Annotated in this window: 14 protein-coding genes and 1 pseudogene; 13 read left to right on the forward strand and 2 right to left on the reverse strand. The window is 64.5% G+C overall.

All coding sequences use genetic code 11. The features are described from left to right. Positions 1–4 precede the first annotated feature (4 nt). From BWR18_RS11125 to BWR18_RS11135, 3 genes and pseudogenes are all read left to right on the forward strand, one after another. Positions 5–811 (forward strand): hypothetical protein, encoded by an 807-nt coding sequence (locus tag BWR18_RS11125; RefSeq protein WP_076628255.1) that lies wholly within the window; start codon positions 5–7, stop codon positions 809–811. A 9-nt stretch (positions 812–820) separates the two neighbouring features. Continuing rightward, a complete protein-coding gene (locus tag BWR18_RS11130) occupies positions 821–1,402 on the forward strand; it encodes a HAMP domain-containing protein (protein ID WP_076628257.1) in 582 nt (193 codons plus the stop codon). A 48-nt stretch (positions 1,403–1,450) separates the two neighbouring features. Next, positions 1,451–1,729, forward strand: a pseudogene (locus tag BWR18_RS11135) (adenylate/guanylate cyclase domain-containing protein); the annotation flags it as partial. A 3-nt stretch (positions 1,730–1,732) separates the two neighbouring features. Here the strand turns inward: BWR18_RS11135 and BWR18_RS11140 are convergent. Next, on the reverse strand, positions 1,733–2,113 hold the full coding sequence (locus tag BWR18_RS11140; protein ID WP_076628261.1) for a DUF3307 domain-containing protein: 381 nt from the start codon (positions 2,111–2,113) through the stop codon (positions 1,733–1,735). Between the two features lie 129 nt (positions 2,114–2,242). Between BWR18_RS11140 and BWR18_RS11145 the strand changes: the two genes are divergently transcribed. From BWR18_RS11145 to BWR18_RS11165, 6 genes are all read left to right on the forward strand, one after another. Continuing rightward, positions 2,243–5,275, forward strand: a complete 3,033-nt coding sequence (locus tag BWR18_RS11145; protein ID WP_076628263.1) for an ABC transporter transmembrane domain-containing protein — start codon at positions 2,243–2,245, stop codon at positions 5,273–5,275. A gap of 205 nt (positions 5,276–5,480) precedes the next feature. Continuing rightward, on the forward strand, positions 5,481–7,163 hold the full coding sequence (locus BWR18_RS11150) for an autotransporter assembly complex protein TamA (RefSeq protein ID WP_172839376.1): 1,683 nt from the start codon (positions 5,481–5,483) through the stop codon (positions 7,161–7,163). Continuing rightward, the gene (locus BWR18_RS22110; protein ID WP_254684844.1) at positions 7,163–10,537 is read left to right on the forward strand and encodes a translocation/assembly module TamB domain-containing protein; all 3,375 of its coding nucleotides are present in this window, start codon (positions 7,163–7,165) and stop codon (positions 10,535–10,537) included. The genes BWR18_RS11150 and BWR18_RS22110 overlap by 1 nt, the downstream gene beginning before the upstream one ends. Next, a complete protein-coding gene (locus BWR18_RS21405; protein ID WP_254684975.1) occupies positions 10,513–11,094 on the forward strand; it encodes a translocation/assembly module TamB domain-containing protein in 582 nt (193 codons plus the stop codon). The genes BWR18_RS22110 and BWR18_RS21405 overlap by 25 nt, the downstream gene beginning before the upstream one ends. A 76-nt stretch (positions 11,095–11,170) precedes the next feature. Continuing rightward, positions 11,171–11,791 (forward strand): GntR family transcriptional regulator, encoded by a 621-nt coding sequence (locus BWR18_RS11160; protein ID WP_254684845.1) that lies wholly within the window; start codon positions 11,171–11,173, stop codon positions 11,789–11,791. Next, positions 11,788–12,801 (forward strand): AbrB family transcriptional regulator, encoded by a 1,014-nt coding sequence (locus BWR18_RS11165; RefSeq protein ID WP_076628269.1) that lies wholly within the window; start codon positions 11,788–11,790, stop codon positions 12,799–12,801. Before BWR18_RS11160 ends, BWR18_RS11165 begins: the two co-directional genes overlap by 4 nt. Here BWR18_RS11165 and BWR18_RS11170 read toward each other — a convergent pair. Further along, positions 12,798–13,424, reverse strand: coding sequence for a TetR/AcrR family transcriptional regulator (locus BWR18_RS11170; protein WP_076628271.1), 627 nt, complete (start codon positions 13,422–13,424; stop codon positions 12,798–12,800). The genes BWR18_RS11165 and BWR18_RS11170 overlap by 4 nt on opposite strands. Positions 13,425–13,505: 81 nt before the next feature. On the opposite strand from BWR18_RS11170, the gene BWR18_RS11175 reads away from it, so the two are divergent. From BWR18_RS11175 to BWR18_RS11190, 4 genes are all read left to right on the forward strand, one after another. After that, complete coding sequence (locus BWR18_RS11175) at positions 13,506–14,672, forward strand: efflux RND transporter periplasmic adaptor subunit (RefSeq protein ID WP_076628272.1); 1,167 nt, start codon at positions 13,506–13,508, stop codon at positions 14,670–14,672. Continuing rightward, positions 14,672–17,815, forward strand: a complete 3,144-nt coding sequence (locus tag BWR18_RS11180; protein ID WP_076630264.1) for an efflux RND transporter permease subunit — start codon at positions 14,672–14,674, stop codon at positions 17,813–17,815. Before BWR18_RS11175 ends, BWR18_RS11180 begins: the two co-directional genes overlap by 1 nt. A gap of 120 nt (positions 17,816–17,935) precedes the next feature. Next, the gene (locus BWR18_RS11185; RefSeq protein ID WP_076628274.1) at positions 17,936–19,513 is read left to right on the forward strand and encodes an ABC transporter substrate-binding protein; all 1,578 of its coding nucleotides are present in this window, start codon (positions 17,936–17,938) and stop codon (positions 19,511–19,513) included. Positions 19,514–19,615: 102 nt separating this feature from the next. Further along, positions 19,616–21,175 carry an ABC transporter substrate-binding protein gene (locus BWR18_RS11190; protein WP_076628275.1) on the forward strand — a complete coding sequence of 520 codons (1,560 nt, stop codon included), beginning with the start codon at positions 19,616–19,618 and terminating at the stop codon, positions 21,173–21,175. Positions 21,176–21,221: the final 46 nt, after the last annotated feature.

The following is a 21,221-nucleotide window of genomic DNA, read 5'->3' on the forward strand; positions in this document are numbered from 1 at the left end:
GACCATGTGGTTTCCCCTGCGTCTCAAGTTTTTCTTGATCGCCACGCTGCTGGCCGTGGCGCCCCTGGCCATCGTGGGCCAGAACCTCACACAGCTGACACGGGACGAGTTGAAATCAGCGGCAAATGAGGATCTGACAACGGTCGCGGCCCAGCTTCAGACCCAGTTCGACACCACCTACCAAGGGCGGTGGCTGTCACCGCTCATGGTCATCCGCAACGGGATCGACAGCCCGGAACTGGACGTGCCGCAAAAGGTGTCGCTTCTGACCCTCGGCTTGCAGGAATTGCCGGGTGTCATGTCATTGCAACCGTCCGTGGCCGGATCAAACCTGCCCATCATGGCGACGGATCAGGCGTTTTCACAAAAGCTCGAAGCCCTCGGCGTCGATCCAGTGCAGGCCCTCACCGTGCCATCTGAGCTGATCAAGAACATCGAAGAAACGGGGCAATATGGTCGCCCCCTCATCTCGCAGATGCCAGAGACGAGGGACTGGCTGGCAACCTTGGCGCTGCCCCTGAACACACCTATCGCAGGGCGGCAGGTGACATTGGCCGCGCGGATCGAATTGTCGGGCCTGGCCCAACTGGTGGACCAACACCCCTTTGCCCAGCGCGGTGAGATCACGGTGATCGACCAAGCGGGCCGCACCGTCCTTGTCGACGAGCAAACCAACATGTCAGGGCGCTACATCGTGCAATCGGCCTTGCCCCTGATGGTGGCAGGCGCGCGCGCCAATGCGCTGCAAAGCGACACGCGCCCGGATGGAACGGCTGCGCTTGGGGTCTATCCCTTTCCCGACTGGTTTTAGTGGGCGGTCGTGACCGAACTGACCGAGGACAGCGCCTATGCCGTCGCGAATGCGATCACACGTCAGGTCCTGATCACCGGGGCACTGGGCTTTGCGCTGGCCAGCATCGGCGCGCTGATCTTTGCCCGCCGTCTGGCACGGCCCATCCTTGCGATTGGCGAGACCGTGGAACGCATGGGGGCCGGAGACTTTGCCGCCCGCGTCGATGACGTGAACAGCCATGACGAGATCGGGCAGCTGTCTCGCCGCGTGAACACAATGATCTCGGAACTGGGCGAGCGTCTGCAGCTGATGAAATTTGTCCGCCAAGGCACGGTGTCTGCCATTCAGAATGCGGACGCGGGCGTGTCTCGCGGTGGGGAACGCAAGCGCGTTTCGGTGATCTTCACCGACATCCGCGGCTACACCGCCTTTTCAAAGCGCGTCGCGCCAGAGGTCGTGATCGAAGCGCTGAACGAATATTCGAGGTGCAGACCGCGATCGTCAACGCCCATCATGGCGACGTCGACAAGTTCATCGGCGACGCACTGGTGGCGATGTTCGAAGGCGACGCGATGGAGCGGCGCGCCGTCGGTTGTGCGGTCGAAGTGATCGCGGCGATGCAGGGGCTGCTCACGAAATTTCCAGGAATACGACTTACACGTGGGGATCGGGGTAGCCCCGGGTGAAGTGGTGATGGGTGCCATGGGCGCCAAGGACCGGATGGATTACACAGCACTTGGACCTGCGGTGAACGTGGCCGCACGGCTGTGCAACAAGGCCGAGCCGGGTCAGGTGCTGCTTGACAGCGCCATGCACGAGGCGAGCAAAGGGCTGGACAACGTCCGGTTCGAAACGCGGCAGGCGATCCCGCTCAAGGGCTATGCCGACCCCGTCCCGACATTCGCAGCGATCAAGCTGCGTGCCGCCGCCGAATGACCGCTAAGGCAAGACGGCCCAGACCATGATCAGGTACGTCCACTGGTGCACCGCCTGATCCAGCCCAAAGGCGCGCCAGAACCCGCCCTGGCTTGGGTCATGGCCCGTATGTTCGGACCACCATCCCTTGCCCCAGTCGATGTGGAAATGCGCGATCCACTCCGCGATGGCGACCACGAGCGCCAGCCAGACCGGTACGCCAACCAACACCATCGCAACCAGCGAACCAACACCATGAAGACCCGCATGCTGCAACCGACCGACGTGCATATACACCCCCCGGTTCGCCAGCATCCGTGGCGTTTGCAGATAGAAGTCGGCGAACAGATGCTTGACCTGCAGCAAAAACAACAGGACCAGGGCAAATGTGACGGGATCGGTCAACTTGTACCTCTCGCATTCCTTCCACCCTTACCCTAGGGCGGGCCGGGCCATGCCGCAATCGTCCAGTCCGCCAAGATGACAGGCCATTGATTTCCAGCGCAGCCCGTTGATAGGCTAACGCAGGGCGTTTTGCCTGCCCTTTTCAGTACGTGGACCGGCACCATAGAACGCTCCCTCTTTCGATTTATCTGGATCTATTCAAAGCGCGACCAACTGATCCTGCTCGCGGTCACGTTGACGCTGTTCCCGCTGCTCTACCTGACGCTCGAACTGCCCAAGCGGATCATCAACGATGCCATCGGTTCGGGCTCGCCTACAGTTTCGGCCTACGGGTTCGATTTCGATCAGATCACCTATCTGATGATCTTGTGTGGCGGGTTCCTCCTGGCCGTGCTGTGCCATGGCCTGCTGAAAATGCGCATCAACACGATGAAGGGGGTGCTGGCCGAACGGCTGCTGCGCCGCTTTCGCTACACCCTGATCGCGCGCATCCTGCGTTTCCCGCAGCCCTATTTCGAGCGCACCAGCCAGGGCGAATTGGTCAGCATGGTCACCGCCGAAAGCGAACCGATGGGCGGGCTGATGGGCGATGCCATCGCCCAACCGGTGCTGCAGGCCGGGCAGATGCTGACCATACTCGGCTTTCTCTTTTTCCAGTCGGTCGCATTTGGACTGGCGGCAATCGCTCTGATCCCACTGCAGGCCTGGCTGATCCCCAAGCTGCAACGCCAGATCAACCTGCTGAACAAAAGCCGGGTGATCGAGGTCCGCGCGCTTGCAGCCGAGATCGGCGAAGGGGCCGCCGGGGCAGGTACGCTGCGCGTCAACGGCGGCTGGCGTTACCGGATGGCGATGATCGGCAACCGGCTCGGCGCGCTCTTTGCGATCCGCTTCGAAATCTACCAGAAAAAGTTCTTTATGAAGTTTCTCAACAACTTCATCACGCAATTGACGCCGTTCTTCTTCTTCTCCATCGGTGGCTATCTGGTGATCCAGGGCGACGTGACCATCGGCGCGCTGGTTGCCGCACTTGCCGCGTACAAAGACCTGTCGAGCCCGTGGAAAGAGCTGCTGGCCTATTACAACCAGGTCGCCGACATGTCCCTGCGGTGGGAGACGATCACCGAACGCTTTGCACCCGCAGGCATGATCGACGATAACTTGTTCTATGGCCCAGCCCCTGAAACGCCGCGCCTGACCGGCGACATCGTGCTGGATCAGGTCACCGTGCGCGACGGCGATGGCAATGCCGTGCTCGAGGACATCTCGCTGACTGTCCCCGCGGGGACAAGCATCGGGATCACCGCACCCAACGACGAAGACCGGCGCGCCCTGGCGGAGGTGCTGACGCGCGAGACCCTGCCGACAAGTGGATCCGTGACCCTGGCCGGTCACGACATCCGCAGCCTGCATCAGACCGTGATTGCCAAGCGGATTGGCCACGCCACGTCGCGCCCAATCATGTTTCAGGGGACCTATGGGCAAAACGTGATGATGCCCATGCGGCTCGCCCCGACCGAACCGGCTGAAGAAAGTGCTTTCAGCCGCGAAGCTCTGCGCGCAGGCAACAGTGCCGACATGCTGGAGGCCAAATGGCTCGATCCCGGCATCGCGGGCGTGCCCGACAAGGACGCGTTGCGAGCCTGGTGGTACGCGCTGATCGAAGGCAGCGGCTGCGGCGACGCGCTGACACGACGCACCATGGACCAAACCTTTGACGCCGAGAGGAACGCGAAACTCGCCAGCACCCTTGTTGAATTGCGTCCCAAGGTTGCGGCCGCCGTCGCCAAGGCAGGACTTGATCGATACGTCCACAGCTTTGATCCGGACCGCTACAACCCGGCGCTCCCGATTGCGGAAAACCTGCTGTATGCCACGCGAAAAACGACCATCACACCCGACGTGATCGAGGCAAAGCTCGACTTCCTCCGCTTGCTGCACGACTTGTCGCTGGCCTCGAACCTCGAAGTGCTGTCGCGCAACATCCTGGAAATGCTCCGCCAGACCTTTGGCCCGAACGGCACCGATCATCCGCTCTTTCGCCGCGTCGGTCTTGAGGCGGAAATCTACAACGCCGCCCTGGACCTGGTGGAGCGCAAGCCGCCCGGATCGGAGATCACCGACAAGGAACTGGCGCTGCTCTTGAGCATCCCCACCAACGTCACCGCGGAACAGGTCGCTGCCGCCTTCCCCGAAGAAGTGCGCCAGCGCGTGCTGGATATGCGGATGGAACACGGGGAGCGGCTGCGCGAGCAGATGGAAGATATCTTTGTCCCAATCGAGGCGGGCAAGCATGTGCATGGCCTGTCCGTCCTGGAAAACGCACTGTTCGGCAAGGTCGCGGACAGCGCGGGCGCGCGCGCGGACGATCTGCGCGGCATCGTCGTGGATGTGTTGACCGAGGCGGGCGTGAACCATCTGGTCCTGGAGCTTGTCTTTGACGTGCCCATCGCGCTGGGTGGGGCCAATCTGCCCGCTCTCTTCGCCGAACCGCTCTCGATCAGTCGTGCAACAATCAAACGCCCCGACATCCTGATCCTTGATGAACCGATGGCGAGCTATGGCGAAGACATCCGCACGGCCCTGATTGAAAAACTGCGCGAACTTCTGCCCGAGGCCACGCTTGTCTTCCTTGGCACGTCCTTCGAGGACGAGCAGGCCTTCGACACCCATCTCGAGGTGGTGCAAGGCCGCCTCCAGGGGGCCGAGGGCGAACGGGCGGATATCGGCAGCGATGCCAGCGCCGATCTGGCGCGCAAGGTCGAGGCACTGCGGCAAGCGCCGATGTTTGCCGGGCTCAAGCGGCGGCAATTGCGCCTGCTGGCCTTCGGCGCGCGGTGGTACAGCGCGCAACCGGGCGAATACGTCTTTCACAAGAACGATGACCCGACCGACGGCGCCTATATGGTGACCGAGGGCGAGGCGGACCTGCTGCTGCCGCAGGACGGAGCAGAGGACACGCTGATCGCAACCGTCGGCCCCGGCGCACTGGTGGGCGAATTGGGGCTGATCCGCAGCGAACCGCGCGCGCTCGACATGCGTGCCAAGGGAGATCTGACCTGCCTGCGCATCGGTGAGGAAGAGTTCATGGCCGTGGTCGAAAACGACGCCGCGACCGCGTTCAGGTTGCTGCAAGTGGTGGCGGGCTACGTGACAACCTGATCACGATCCCGCCCATGCACTCATCTGCGCTGGAACCTTGCGCACAAGTTTGGCATTGACGTGATAACCAAGACCCGCGCGCTGCGCGCGGTGGAGTGCTGCGATGTATCGGACTGTCTGCCAGGTATTGGCAGTGATCAGCGCCACCTGTGGCGCACCCGGGGCCCTTTTGGCTCTCACTGTCGACGTTCGCGCCCCTGGTGACTTGGCGGATGAAGTGCGCGCGGCCTCCCTGACTGCCAGCCTGCAAGACGAAGAGACGGCCCCCCGTGCCATCGACGTGATCAGCGCCGCGCAAGCGGACTACGCACGCCTGATCGGACTGCTTTATGACAAGGGCTATTTCGGTCCCACCATCTCGATCACCGTCGATGGGCGCGAGGCGGCCAGCCTGTCACCTGTTGCAGCACCGCGCGCGGTCAACACCGTTGTCGTGACCGTCGATCCGGGCAAGGTCTTTACCTTCGGCACCGTCACGGTCAGCCCCATTGCAACGGGCACCGAGCCGGTCTTCCAGGTCGCGCCGGGCGAAACCGCCAATGTGAGCGCCCTGCGCACCGCCACCGAAGCGGGCATAGAAGGATGGCGCCAACAGGGTCATGCCAAGGCCGCAGTATCGGGCCAGCAAATCATCGCAAACCACCCCGCAGGCCAGTTGAACGCCGACATCAGGCTGAATCCGGGCCCGCGGTTGCGCCTTGGCCGCCTGAACATCGAGGGAAAGAGCAACGTCCGCGAAAAGCGCCTGCGCGAGATTGCAGGCTGGCCCAGCGGAGAGGTCTTTGACCCCGATACGCTGGATCTGGTCGAAAAACGGTTCCGCCGCACAGGCACCTTTGCCAGCGCTAGCCTGACCGAAGCCGAGACGCCGAACCCGGACGGCACGCTGGACGTGACCGCACAGATCACCGACCAATTGCCCCGCCGCTACAGCTTCGGCGCGGAATACGGCACCACCGACGGCCTCAGCGTCAGCGCGCTCTGGCTGCACCGCAACATCTTTGGCGGCGCAGAACGCCTGCAGATCGACGGCGAAATCTCGGGCGTCGGTGGTGACACCGAAGGCGTGGATTTTCGCTTGGGCGCACAATTGTCCCGTCCAGCCACATGGCGCACCGATCTTGAGGCTGTCCTGCTGGCCGAGATCGAGCAGCGCGACGATCCGAACCTGTTTTCCCGCACCGCGCGGCTGGAATTCAGCACCGTCTATTTCGCGAGCGAGGACCGCGAATATAGCTATGGCATCGGCCTGCAACGGGCCGAGACGCGCGATGATCTGGGCGAACGGGACTACACAATCCTGACATTCCCCTTCAGCGCCAAGTTCGACCGCCGCGACAACGAGCTTAACGCGACCTCGGGCTACTATGCAGAGGCCTCGCTGCGCCCCTTCATCAACATCGACGGCACCAGCGACGGGATCGTGACCACCCTTGACCTGCGCACCTACCGCAAGCTGGGCGAGCGCGTCGTGCTGGCGGCCCGCGGTTTGTTTGGATCGGTCGCGGGCCCATCCATCGAAGAGGCGCCGGCCGACTTCCTCTTCTTCTCCGGCGGCAGCGGCACCGTGCGCGGGCAGGACTACCAATCGCTGGGCGTCGAACTCAGCCCCGGCGTGACCATTGGTGGGCGCTCTTTCGTCGGGCTGTCGGGCGAGATGCGGGTCAAGACCGGCGACCGGTTCTCGGTCGTGGGCTTCTACGACGCGGGCTATATCGGATCCGAAAGCTTCTTTGACGGCGAAGGCGAGTGGCACACGGGCTTCGGCGCCGGTGTGCGCTATGACACCGGTATCGGCCCCATCCGCTTTGACGTCGCCCTGCCCGGTTCCGGCCCCGGCGACAATTCAGGGGTCGAAATTTACATCGGCATCGGGCAGGCATTCTGATGCGCCGGATCGTCTGCATAGCCCTGATGTTGCTCTGGCCCCTTGCCGCGCTCGCACAAGACGATGAGGATCGCGGGTTTCTCGTCGGCCTCCTGGAAAACAGCCTGGGCGGCGAGGGACGCACCGTGCGCATCGACGGCTTTGCCGGAGCGCTCAGCAGCCGCGCCACGATCCAACGCATCACCATCGCCGACAGCGAAGGCATCTGGCTGACGCTCGAAGACGTGGCGATGCAGTGGAACCGCTCTGCCCTCTTCCGCGCCACGATCGACATTCAGGAGCTGCGCGCCGCCCGCATCGACTTACCCCGCCTGCCGGTGCCCCAAGCCGATGATCTGCCAACGCCAGAGGCGACACCCTTCGCCCTGCCCGACCTGCCCGCAGCTATTCGTATCGCACAGCTTGATCTGGGTGCAGTGTCTTTGGGCGCGCCCGTGCTGGGCGAGGCTGCGGTACTATCGGTGTCGGGCGCTGCGGAACTGGCCGATGGCGCGGGCAATGCCACGATCAACGCCACACGCACGGACGGACCACGGGCCAGCTTTGATGTCTCTGCGGCCTATGCCAACGACACCCGCGACCTGACTCTCGACCTCGGTCTGAGCGAGGCGGCGGACGGGTTGATCTCCGGTCTCTTGAACCTGCCTGACCGTCCCAGCGTCGATTTGGCGGTGGAGGGATCTGGCGCGCTCAGCGACTTCAATGCAACCCTTGATCTGCGCACCGACGATGCGCCACGATTGGCTGGCACGCTGGCCCTGCAAAGCGAAGCAGGCGGGCCGATGGCGTTCGACGCCGCTCTGGACGGCGACATATCGGCGCTTGTCCTGCCGGAATACCGGGATTTCTTCGGCACGGATGTGGGCCTTGAGGCACGGGGCAGCACCGATGCGGACGGCGCACTTGCGCTCGACACCTTTGCACTTGATGCGCGGTCCCTCCAGCTTGCGGGTGAGGCGCGGCTGAACAGCGATGGCTGGCCAACGCTGCTGGATATCGAAGGGACCTTGCGCGATCCCGACGGCACTCCCGTCGCGATCCCCGGCGCGGATGGCGCGCGCGTGGCCGAGGCCGTGCTCGACATCGCGTTTGACACCGGGCAAGGCGACGACCTGCAGGCGCGCATCACCGCCGCGGGGCTGGATCAGGGCGGCAACGCGGTGAACGATGTCACACTTACTTTTGACGGCACGCTCAGCGGTGCGGTGGGCGCCATTGGCGCGCTGAACGGACGGCTGGATCTGGCGGCGACCGGGATTGACCTGTCGGACCCCGGCCTCGCCCGCGCGGTGGGCCAAGAGGTGCGCGGCGGGCTCAACATCGCCTACGCGGATGAGGCGCCGCTGCAACTGAGCGACCTCGCCCTGACGGGTGCTGCCTGGACACTTGGCGGCACGGTCGAGGTAGACGGCTTTGACGAAGGGTTCGAAACGGCATTCGATACGAACCTCGCAGCGCAGGATCTGTCCGCTTTTGCAGAGCTGGTGGGCCTCGATTTGTCCGGCGCGGGCGACCTGTCCGCCTCCGGCACGGCGGCCCTCGGGGGCTTTTTCGATGTGGAAGTGAACGGGCAAACGCGTGACCTGGGGCTTGGCATTGCGCAAGCCGATACGCTGCTCGCTGGGCAGACTGATCTGGTGCTGGCGGCGCGGCGCGATACAACCGGTACGTTCCTCGACCGACTGACGCTTCAGAACGCAGCACTCGACCTGACAGCATCCGCCGATCTGCAAACCGGCGCGTCCGTCGCCCAATTCAACGCGTCGCTATCGGATGTGGGCCTCGTCACCGATGCAGTCGAGGGGCCGATCACCGTCGACGGCACGGCCACACAATCCGGTGAAATCTGGGACATCTCCGGCGGACTGACCGGACCGCTCGAGACCTCGGCAACCGGCACCGCGCGCATCTCCGGTGATCAGACAGACATCTCGCTCGAGGCCGTGGTCGCCGACCTTGAGCGCCTCGTGCCACAAATCACCGAACCGGTGCGCCTGAACGCCACGGCTGCACAAAGGGACGGCGCGTGGCAGTTTGAGACGGACATCAACGGCCCGGCGGACGCGCAAGCCGCCGTTACAGGCCTCTTCGACGGCACCCGGCTTTCGGCGCGCTATGACGTGTCCGCACCGACCCTGTCGGCCTTTGCCCCGAGTGTGCCCGGTGGTGCCGCGCTGAACGGCGATTTGCGTCAAACGACGAATGGGTGGGCGTTCGATACGGCACTGAGCGGCCCTTACGACAGCACCGGCACCCTGTCGGGAACGTTCGAAGGGGCGCTTGTCACCGATTTCGATCTGACGGTCCCCAACGTTGCGGCCCTTGCGCCGGGCATAAGCGGGCCGCTGAACGTCGACGGCACGTTGACGCAGACGCCAAGCGGCTGGGACGTGGTCACGGATGTGGCCGGCCCCTACAGCAGCACGGGCCGCGTGTCGGCATCGCTGACCGACGGCGTCGCCGCGGCGCGCTACGCGCTCAGCCTGCCCAACGTGGCGCCACTGGTGCCTGGTCTGAATGGCGGCGCGTCGGTGGACGGAAGCTTGCAACAGGTCGGCGACGCGTACGACATCGACGCGCAGATTGCCGGACCGTCGGGCACGACAGCAACCGCGGCCGGGCGGGTCCAACCTGATGGCACGCTGGACCTGAACACCCAAGGGCAATTGCAACTGGGCCTGATCAACCCGTTCATCGCCCCGCGCACGATCATCGGCGCCGCACAGTTCGATCTGGCCGTCAACGGACCACCCGCGCTCAGCTCGGTCTCGGGCCAGATCACGACCCAAGGCGCGCGGGCTGCCACGCCAAACCTGCCCGTGTCCATCTCGGACCTCTCCGGCGCAGTGCGTCTGTCGGGCGGCCAAGCGGCACTCGACCTCAATGCCTCCATTGCCGAAGGCGGGGCGATCAGCGTCTCCGGCCCCATTACGCTCAACGGCAGCTACCCGGCACAATTGGCCGTTGCGCTGAACTCGGTCGTGCTTCGGGACCCGACGCTCTATTCCACAACCGTTGATGGCCAGATCAACCTGAGCGGCCCACTGACCGGTGGCGCCGCCATTTCCGGCGAACTGAACCTGGATGAAACGAATGTGCAGGTGCCATCGAGCGGTATCGCCAGCTTTGGGGCCATTCCGGACATCACCCATATCGGCGCCACCCGCCCCGTCATGCGCACCCGCGCGCGCGCCGGGCTGGTTCAGGACGACAGCAGAGGTGGCGGCACTGGCGCCGCCTACCCCCTCGACCTGACGATCAACGCCCCCAACCGCATCTTCATCCGGGGCCGGGGCCTCGACGCAGAGCTGGGGGCCAGCTGCGCCTGTCCGGCACCACCGCCGACATCATCTCGACCGGGCAATTTGACCTGATCCGTGGGCGGCTCAGCATCCTCGCACAACGCTTCATTCTGGATGAGGGGCGCGTCACGCTGCAGGGCCGGTTCGAACCGATCCTGCTGTTCGTCGTGGAAACCGACACCTCGACCGGCACCGCCCGCATCATCGTGGACGGCCCCGCCGACGACCCCGATGTCCGGTTCGAAGCGACGCCCGAAGCGCCCGAGGACCAGGTGCTGGCCCAGATCATCTTTGGCCGCGACATCAGCCAGCTGTCGGCCTTTCAGGCGCTGCAACTGGCCAGCGCCGTCGCGAGCCTTGCCGGTGCGGGCGGCGAAGGGATCGTGTCGCAACTGCGCGGCTCTTTCGGGCTCGACGACCTCGATGTGGCCTCGGATGAGGACGGCAACACCGCCGTACGCGCCGGGCGCTACCTGTCCGAAAACGTCTATACCGACGTCACGGTGGGCGGTGCCGACGGGCCGGAAGTGTCACTGAACATCGACCTGACACCGAACATCACGGCGCGCGGCTCGGTCAGCGGCGATGGCAACACCGGCATCGGCATCTTCATCGAACGCGACTACTAGGACGGGCTGTTCATATTGCGCTCGATGTTGTATCCACTGGGATACAACCGAAAGGCCCAGTATGACGGACCGAGACATGTCGCAAGGTGAAGCCGCCTATGCCCAGCTTCTGCAGGCCATCCGCGCTGGCGAATTCGCCCCGGGCGACCGGCTGCGCGAAACGGATGTGGCGGACCGCCTGAACCTGTCCCGCACCCCCGTGCGCGAGGCACTCCGGCGGCTCGAAGCGGACGGCATCGTCGAACACCGGCCCCGACTGGGCGCCGTCATCCGCCAGCTCAGCCACGCCGAACTGGTCGAGCTGTACGAAATGCGGATCGTGCTGGAACGGACCGCTGCCGAGATGGCGGCCAAACACGCCGCTGACGCCGAGGTGGACGCCCTGCGCGACCTCAATGCCGCAATTGCCAGCAGCGCACCGTCCGAAGCGGCGGCGCTGAACCAGGACTTTCACCGCGGCATCTACCTCGCCACACGCAACCGCTTTCTGCTGGACGCCGCCCGCGCGCTGAACAACGCGCTGATGTTGATGGGGCCGACCACACTCGCCGACCAAGAGCGGATCAAGGTGGTCACAGCCCAGCATGACGACATTCTCACCGCCATCGCCGCGGGCGACGCCACAGCCGCCGGAGAAGCGGCAGAGGCGCATCTTCAAACCTCGCTGCGCTACAGACTGCGCGCGCTGGCGCGGTGATCCGCATTGCCGTGACCTTCGCGATTGCCGGAACCGGTGTCGCACTGTTTCGCCTAACAGGCCTGCCATTGCCCTGGCTTCTGGGCCCCATCTTTGCCTGCCTGCTCAGCGCGCTGCTGGGCGTGCGGATGAAGAGCATCCGGTTGATCAACGAAAGCATGCGCACGGTGCTTGGCGTCGCCGTCGGGGCGACGTTCACCCCCGTCCTGCTCGCCTCCATGCTGGGCATGTGGCCCACGCTCATGCTCATACCGATCATGACCATTGTCATCGGCCTCATTGGCGTGCCCTATTTCCGCAGGTTGTGGGGCTTCGACTTCGCCACCAGTTATTACAGCGCGATGCCGGGCGGGCTGCAGGACATGCTGGTTTTTGGCGAAGAGGCCGGGGGCAACCCGCGCAGCCTGTCCCTGATCCACGCAACGCGGGTCATGGTGATCGTGGTCGCCCTGCCCTTCATCCTTCAGAGCGTCTGGGACGCCGACCTGAGCAACCCGCCGGGTGCGCCGGCCGTCTCGCTGGGGATTGACCAGCTTGCACTGATGGTGCTGGCGGCGCTGGTCGGATGGCGAGGAGCCAAGGCCATCGGCATGTTCGGCGCCTCGATCCTCGGGCCATTGATCGTTGCGGCGGCGCTTGCACTGGCCGGACTGTTGCAGCACCGCCCCCCGGCCGAAGCCATCTGGGCCGCGCAGTTCTTTATCGGCATGACGGTCGGCGTGAAATACACCGGCATCACCATGGCCGAGATCCGGCGCGACCTTGCCGCCGGGCTTGGGTTTTGCGTCATCCTGATCATCCTGACGGTCATCTTTGTCGAAGGTGTCTATACCGCCGGTCTTGCCCCGGGGATGGAGGCGCTTTTGGCCTTTGCCCCCGGCGGGCAGGCCGAACTGACCGTGCTGGCGCTGATTGTCGGCGCAGACGTCGCCTTTGTCATCGCACACCATGTGTTGCGGATTTTCGTAGTGATCCTGGGCGCGCCGCTTTTCGCCCGGCTGTTCCGCTAGTCGCGCAAGACCCGGCGCGCGATGTCGGCCATCAGCATGGTCTCCTGCTCTGCGGTCAGGTCCACATCATGCTTGCCGTCAATTTCCAGAAACGCATGGCCGTGTACGAACATATGCAGCATCAGGCTGCGCCGGTCGATCTCCGCCAGCGGCGTCCCGTCCGGCATGATCTGAGCAACCTCGCGTTTGACGATATCGAAACAGGCCTCGCCTTGGGCCTGCAACTCGGCATCATCGCTATGGGTCTTGGTCAAGCCGAACATCAGCCGAAACACGCCCGGTTCGGTCCGTGCGAAATCGACATAGCACAGACCAAGCGCGGTGATGGGCGCAAGCGGATCGCCGGATGCATCCTTGGCCGCGTCATCCATCTGGTCACGCATACGACCGATTCCCGCCATCGCGACCTCGCGCACGATCTCGGCCCGATCTCCGAAATGCTTGTATGGGGCGGCAGAGCTGACGCCAGCGCGGCGCGCGGCCTCGGAAATCGAAAACCCATCGGCGCCTTTCTCCTCGACCAAAATGCGCACGGTTTCAACAAGATGCGCGCGCAGATCACCGTGGTGATACTGGGTTCGGGGGGCGTTTTCCGATGCCTGCTCCAACTTTTTTTGCCTCATTGCCTTGCCAAAGTAAGTGGCTATTACATATGTCTCATCACATAAGTAAGCACCCCTTACTTCCTGTCAAGGAGCGTTACCATGCCAAACGACCGCGCCAAGGATATATCAAAGCCGCCCCTTTGGAAGCGTGCCTTGCGCAGAGTTGCAACCCTCACCGCTACGGCATCGGTCATCGCCATCGCTGCCGGTGCCGTCTGGATCGGCAGCGCCACCTTGGCCACGCGCGCCGCCGCTGTCGACGCCCCGCCACCGGCCCCCATCACAACCGTGGCCGCGATGCGCGTGAGCCCGACAGACGCCATGACAGTCACGCGCGCGTTCCACGGACAGGTCGAGGCCGCGCAGAGCGTTTCGCTGGGGTTCGAGCAGAGCGGTCGCCTCAACGTCCTGACCGTGGACGAAGGCGACCGCGTCGAGGCGGGGCAAGTCCTCGCCCAACTCGACACCCGCATCCTGATGGCCGAGCGGGCGCGGCTGGTGGCATCACGCGACGCGCTTGAGGCGCAGGCCGAACTGTCGCGCCGCACCACCGACCGGCAGAAAGAACTGCGCAACCGCGGTTTCGCCTCGGACCAGGCCGTGGACAACACCGCGCTGAACCTTGCTGCCTTGCAGGCCCAGATGGCCGAGGTGGACGCCGCCATAACGCAGGTCGAAGTGCAACTCAGCCAGACTGAACTGCTGGCGCCCTTCGACGGCGTCGTCGGCGCGCGGCACGTGGACCCCGGCGCGATCCTGTCCGTGGGCGCACCCGTGCTCGACATCCGCGAAGACACCGCACCCCTCTTCCGCGTCGGCATCGACCCGAAGCTGGCGGCAACCGTGCGCGAGAAAACCGCCACAATCACATTGGACGGCATCCATTACGACGCCCGCTTCGTCGGCTTCCGCGCCGACCTCGACGCCCAGACCCGCACCCGCACCGCGTTGTTCGAAGTGGACACGCGCGACCCCGTCTACCTCTCCTCCGGCACTCTGACGCTGCAAGGGCAGCTGGATCAAACCGGATACGCCGTGCCCCTGCGCGCCCTCCGGAACGGGGTGCGCGGGCTCTGGACCGTGATGGTGCTGACACCCGAGGACGGCGCGCTTTTCACCGCCCAGGCCGCCGCCGTCGAGGTGCTGCAGGTCGAGGGCGACACGGCCTTTGTCCGTGGCACCCTGCAAGGCGACGCGATGATCGTGCCTGACGGCACCCACCGCCTTGTCCCCGGCGACCGGGTCCTCGTGACCGGAGCGGAGTGATGGAAACCCTCACCTTCCGCCAGCCCCGCATCGTGGCCCTCGCCCTGCTGGTCATCATCGCGGCGGGGCTGTCGTCGCTGCTTGCCATTGGACGGCAGGAAGACCCCACAATCACCAACCTGTTCGGCACAGTCACGACCGTCGTGCCCGGCGCAGACCCGGCGCGGGTCGAGGCGCTCGTCACCCAACCGATCGAAGACATCCTGCGCGAAGTCTCCGAAGTCGACGTGATCCAAAGCACGTCGTCCACCGGCATCTCCATCGTCTCGGTCGAATTGGGCGTCACCGTCCCCGACACCCGCATTGAAGAGGTGTGGGCCGAAATCCGCGACGACCTGGCCGAGCTGTCCCCCACCCTGCCGGCCGACGCGCAAGAGCCCGAGTTCGACACCGAAGGCGGCAGCGCCTTTGCCGCCATCGCGGCCCTCTCCGCCGACCCCGGCGTTCCCACAACGATCCTGGGCCGCTACGCGCGCGACCTGGCCCAGGACCTGCGCAACATCCCAGGCACCGAACTTGTCGAGTTGTTCGGCGCGCCCGAGGATGAGGTGCTGGTCACGCTCGACCCCGTGGCCACCGCCGCCCTCGGCCTGACAGCAAGCGACATCTCCCAAGCCATTGCCCAGGCCGATGCAAAAGGCCCCGCCGGACGGGTGCGCCCGGCGGGGTCGGACCTGCTGATTTCCGTCGCGGGCGAGGTGCGGGCGCTCGACCGGCTGGGCGAGATCGTCGTGCGCCGTTCGGACACGGGCGCCGTCACGTACCTGAGCCAGGTGGCCGACATCACCCGCGGCCCGCGCCTGCCCGAAACGGAACTCGCGATCTACAACGGCAAGCCCGCCGTGCTGCTGGGCGCCAAGCTGGAAAGCGGCCTGCAAGTGGACAAATGGGCCGGTTTCGTACGCGCGGAAATCGACGACTACCAAGCGACCATCCCCGTCGGCGTCTCGCTCGACCTGACCTTCGACCAATCCGGCTACACCGCCCAGCGCTTGCAAGAGGTCGGTCTGAATATGGCCATCGGCGTCGGTCTGGTGGTCGGCGTCCTCCTGCTCACCCTTGGCCTGCGGTCCGCCATGATCGTGGCGCTGATCCTGCCGGTGGTCACACTCGCTACGCTGTTCACCATGAACTTCATCGGCCTCGCCATCCACCAGATGAGCGTGACGGGCCTGATCGTGGCCCTTGGCCTACTGGTCGATGCGGGCATCGTCATGACGGACGAGGTCGGACAACGTCTTGAAAAAGGCATGAGCCGGATCAAGGCGGCGGGCCAGTCGGTCAAACGGCTCTTTGCCCCGCTGCTGGCCTCAACCATCACAACGGCGCTGTCGTTCACGCCGCTGATCCTGCTGCCCGGTCCCGCCGGTGACTTTGTCGGCTCCATCGCCATAGCAGTCGTGATCATGTTGGGCTGGTCATTCGTGGTGGCGATCACCCTGACGCCTGCCATCGCCGGACATCTGCTGCCTGCAAACGGCACCCGCGGCGGGATCAAGGGCGGCGCCTTGGGCCGCGCCTTCGCCGCCTCGCTGCGCTGGTCCGTCAACAACCCGATCCGCTCCATCGCGCTCGCGCTGGTCCTGCCCATCACCGGTTTCCTGTCCATGCCAACACTCACGGCACAATTCTTCCCCGGCGTGGACCGCGACCAGTTCTATATCGAGGTGGACCTCGCCCCCGGCGCTGGGATTGCCGACACACAAGACGTTGTGGCCCGCCTTAACGACCGGCTGATCGCGGATGACCGGATCGAACAGGTGATGTGGGTGGTGGGCCGCTCCGCCCCTGCCTTCTACTACAACATCGTCGGCGCCCGCGAAAACGCCCCCGGTCACGCGCAGGCCCTGCTGACAACGCAGTCGCCGGAAGCGACCGAAGACGTCCTGCGCGACCTCCAGGCGACCCTGTCGCTGACCGCGCCTGAGGCGACGATCCTCGTCCGCGGTCTGGTCCAGGGTCCACCCGTCAACGCGCCGGTCGAAATCCGTCTGGTCGGCACCGACCTCGCCGACCTGCGCAACACCGGGGATGAAGTGCGGCGCATCATGTCAGGCGTGGACAGCGTGCTCGTCACCCGTGGCACCATTGGCGGCGGCGCCCCCAAGGCGGTTGTGACGGTAAACGAAGCGCAGGCGCAACTCCTCGGCCTCGACCTCGGCCAGATTGCGGGCCAATTGCAGGCCGGGCTCGAAGGCGTCACCGGCGGTTCCATGGTCGAAGGGGATGAGGAACTGCCCATTCGTGTACGCCTTGGTGATGCGACGCGCGGGTCGATGCAAGCCATCCGCGACCTGCCCATCCTGCGGCCTGACGCGGCCCGGCTTTCGGCCGAAGGACGCTGGCCCGCCCTGCCCCTGTCGGCCGTCTCGACCATTGACCTTGAACCGGCCGCCAGCAGCATCACCCGCCGCAACGGCGAACGGGTGAACACGGTCCAAGCCTTCATTCTGCGCGACGTCCTGCCCGAAGAAGCGCTGGTCGATGTCCAGGCCGCCCTCGACGCAAACGGTTTCGCTGTTCCCGCGAACATGCGGCTCGAACTCGGCGGTGACAGCGACGCGCGGGCCGATACGCTCAGCGACCTGCTCGCTTCACTCGGCCTGATCGTCACGCTGTCCATTGCCGCCATTGCACTCACCTTCAACAGCTTTCGGCTGACGGCGGTGGTGCTTTTCGTCTCGGGGCTGTCTGCCGGTCTCAGCCTGCTGGCGCTCGCCATCTTCCAATACCCGTTCGGGATCAACGCCATCATCGGGGTCATCGGCTCCATCGGCGTGTCGATCAACGCGGCCATCATCATCCTGACCGGCCTGCAAGAGGATGATCTGGCCGCCAGCGGCGACAAAAACGCGATGGTCGATGTGGTCATGGGCTCTAGCCGCCACATCGTCTCGACCACGATCACGACCTTTGGCGGCTTCCTCCCACTCATCCTCGCCGGTGGCGGGTTCTGGCCCCCCTTCGCGATGTCAGTCGCAGGTGGCGTACTCTTGTCCACTGTCGTCAGCTTCTACTTCACGCCACCCATGTTCGCACTGATCCACCGCGTACGCGGGGCACCCCGGATCAAGGAGCAGGACGCCAACGACAAAGACACTCCCTTTGTCCTGCACCCGCCGTTCAGCCAGGCAGCAGAGTAGGCACCGCACAAAAAATCGGACGGTTCCGCTGCGGCAGGGCCGTCCCCTCCCCTACCTGCTTGCCAATTCTGCCCGAGTGCCCAACACTCAGGACTAGAAAACAAACACGGGGAGATTTCCATGAAACTCACATCATTCCTGTCCGCCACCCTCTTACTGTCCTCGACAGCACTGGTAAGCGCGGAAACGCTGAAATGGGCCCGCGCGGGCGACGCGCTGACCCTTGATCCGCATTCCCAGAACGAAGGGCCCTCGCACACGATTCGGCACCAGATGTACGAACCGCTGATCATCCGCGACGTCACCGGCGCGTTTGAACCCGCATTGGCCACCGAATGGGCGCCCAAGACCGACGATCCCAATGTCTGGGTCTTCAAACTGCGCGAGGGCGTCACCTTCCACGATGGTGCTGCCTTCACCGCCGAGGACGTGGTGTTCAGCTTTGAACGCGCCAAGCAGCCCAATTCAGACATGAAGGAACTGATCGGTTCGATCACCGAGGTCCGCGCCGTGGACGACATGACCATCGAAATGGTCACCGACGGCCCGAACCCGATCCTGCCCTCGAACCTCACCAACCTGTTCATCATGGACAAGGACTGGACCGAGGCGAACAACACCGTCAACGTGCAGGATTTTGAGGGCGGCGAAATCACATACGCCACCACCAACGCCAACGGTACGGGGCCGTACGTTCTGCAAAGCCGTGAGCCCGACGTCAAAACGGTGATGACCAAGAACGAAAGCTACTGGGGCATCGACCAGTTCCCGCTCGAAGTGACCGAGATTGTCTACACCCCGATCCAGAACGCCGCGACCCGCGTCGCAGCGCTTCTGTCAGGTGAGGTGAACTTCCTCCAGGACATGCCGGTGCAGGACCTCCAGCGCGTTGATGGCGCCGATGGCCTGACCGTCAAGCAAGCGCCTCAGAACCGCGTCATCTTCTTCGGCATGAACCAGGGCGCCGATGACATCGAAGCCGACAACGTCGACGGCGCCAACCCGCTGGCCGACGTGCGCGTGCGCCAGGCGATGTCCAAGGCCATCAACCGCGACGCCATCAAACAGGTCGTGATGCGTGGCCAATCCGAACCCGCAGGCATGATCGCGCCGCCCTTCGTCAACGGCTGGACGGCTGAGATGGACGCCGAATCCTCCACCGATATGGACGCGGCCAAGGCACTGCTGGCGGAAGCAGGGTACGAAGATGGCTTCTCCATCCGCCTCGACTGCCCGAACGACCGCTACATCAACGATGAAGCGATCTGCCAGGCCGCCGTGGGGATGCTGGGCCAGATCGGCATCACCGTGAACCTCGACGCCAAGCCCAAGGCGCAGCACTTCCCGCTGATCACCGACGGGCAGACCGATTTCTACATGCTGGGCTGGGGCGTGCCGACCTACGATTCCGAGTACGTCTTCAACTTCCTCGTCCACGGACGCGAAAGCGACATCGGCACGTGGAACGGCACCGGCTTTGACAACGACGATCTGGACGCCAAGATCAAATCGCTGGCCTCCAACACCGATCTCGAAGCGCGCAACGCCGACATCGCCGACATCTGGCGCGTCGTGCAGGACGAGGCGCTCTACATCCCCATCCACCACCAAGTGCTGAACTGGGGCATGGCCGACGGCATGGGGATCGAGGTTGATCCCGAAGACCAGCCCAAGGTTAAATACTTCACCGTCAACTGATTGTGATCGGGGGCCGCCACGCGCGGCCCCCTTTCCCCGTTTGCGCGCCGGGGCATTTCCTGTTTCATCCGTTCATTCGACATAACAGCAAGGAACGCCGACATGATCCGCGCTCTTCTTATGGCCAGCACCCTGCTCGCCACCCCAGCCATTGCCGAAGACTTCAATTGGGCCGAAACCACGGACCCGCAGACCATGGACCCGCACGCGGTGAACTCGGCCGCCGTCCTGGGCTTTCTGAATAACGTCTACGAGGGGCTCGTCCGCCGCGGCAAGGACATGAGTATCGAACCGGCCCTCGCGACCGCATGGGAACCCATCGGCGCGGGTGAAGGCTGGCGGTTCACGCTGCGCCAGGATGTCACCTTCCACGATGGGGCCGACTTCAACGCAGACGACGTGATCTTCTCCTACCAGCGCGCCAGCGACGAAGCGTCCGATACGCGCAGCTGGTTCGCGCCCGTCTCGGACGTCATCAAGGTCGATGACTACACCGTCGACATCATGACCACCGCCCCCAACCCGATCTTTCCCGACAGCATCGCCAACTGGATGATGATGGACAGCGGCTGGGCCGAAACCAACAACACCACCCTGCCCGACAAGGAAAGCGGCAACTACGCCACGCTGAACACGAACGGCACGGGCGCGTTCAAGGTCACAGCCCGCGAACCCGGCCTGCGCACCGTGCTGGAACCCAACACCGACTGGTGGGACACGGCGGAACACAACATCACCCGCGCCGAACTGACCCCCATCCAGAACCCGGCCACCGCGGTGGCGGCGCTGCTGTCCGGCGACGTGGACATGATCAACCCCGTCCCAATCCAGGACGCCCAGCGCCTTGCCGCGGCAGGCAATGTGCAAGTGATTCAGGGGATCGAGGCGCGGGTCATCATGCTCGGCTTCCCGCACAAGGCCGACGCGCTGAAGTACTCCGCCGAAACAACCGACGCCAACCCGTTCGCGGACCCAAGGGTCCGGCAGGCCGTGGCCCACGCCATCAACGTGCCCGCCATCCTGCAAACGATCATGCGCGGCAACGCGGAACCCGCCAGCCAGCTGGTCAGCCCCGCCATGCGCGGCTTCTCCGCCTCCCTCGCCGACCGGCCCGCATACGACCCGGATCAGGCCAACGCGCTGCTGGCCGAGGCAGGCTATGAAAACGGCTTTTCCTTCGGCCTCAAATGCCCCAATGACCGCTACCTGAACGACGAGGCCGTCTGCCAGGCCATCACCGGCATGTTGGCGCAGGTCGGCATCACCGCCGTGCTGGACGCGATGCCGGTGCAGAACTATTGGCCCGAACTGCGTGCCGACAATTACGACATGTACCTGCTGGGCTGGTCGCCCGGCACCTTCGACGCCGAGCACCCCATTCGCTTCCTCGCCGCCACCCCGAACGAGGAAAAGAAACTCGGCTCATGGAACTTCGGCGGCTTCTCGAACGCGCGGGTGGATGAACTCCTGCCCATGATCCAGTCGGAAATCGACGACACCAAGCGTCAGGCCATGCTGGACGAAGTCACCGGCATCCTTCAGGACGAAGTGGCTTACGTCCCCATGTATGTCCAACCGCTGGTCTGGGGCGCCAAGGCCAATATCGACCTGACTCAACGGCCCGATAACTTCTTTATCCTGCGCTGGGTCACGGTTAACTAAGGCACCAGACTCGCCGCGTCCCGCACCAAACGGGGCGTGGCCAACA

This window comes from Tateyamaria omphalii, assembly GCF_001969365.1.
In the GTDB taxonomy this organism is placed as follows: Bacteria; Pseudomonadota; Alphaproteobacteria; order Rhodobacterales; family Rhodobacteraceae; genus Tateyamaria; species Tateyamaria omphalii_A.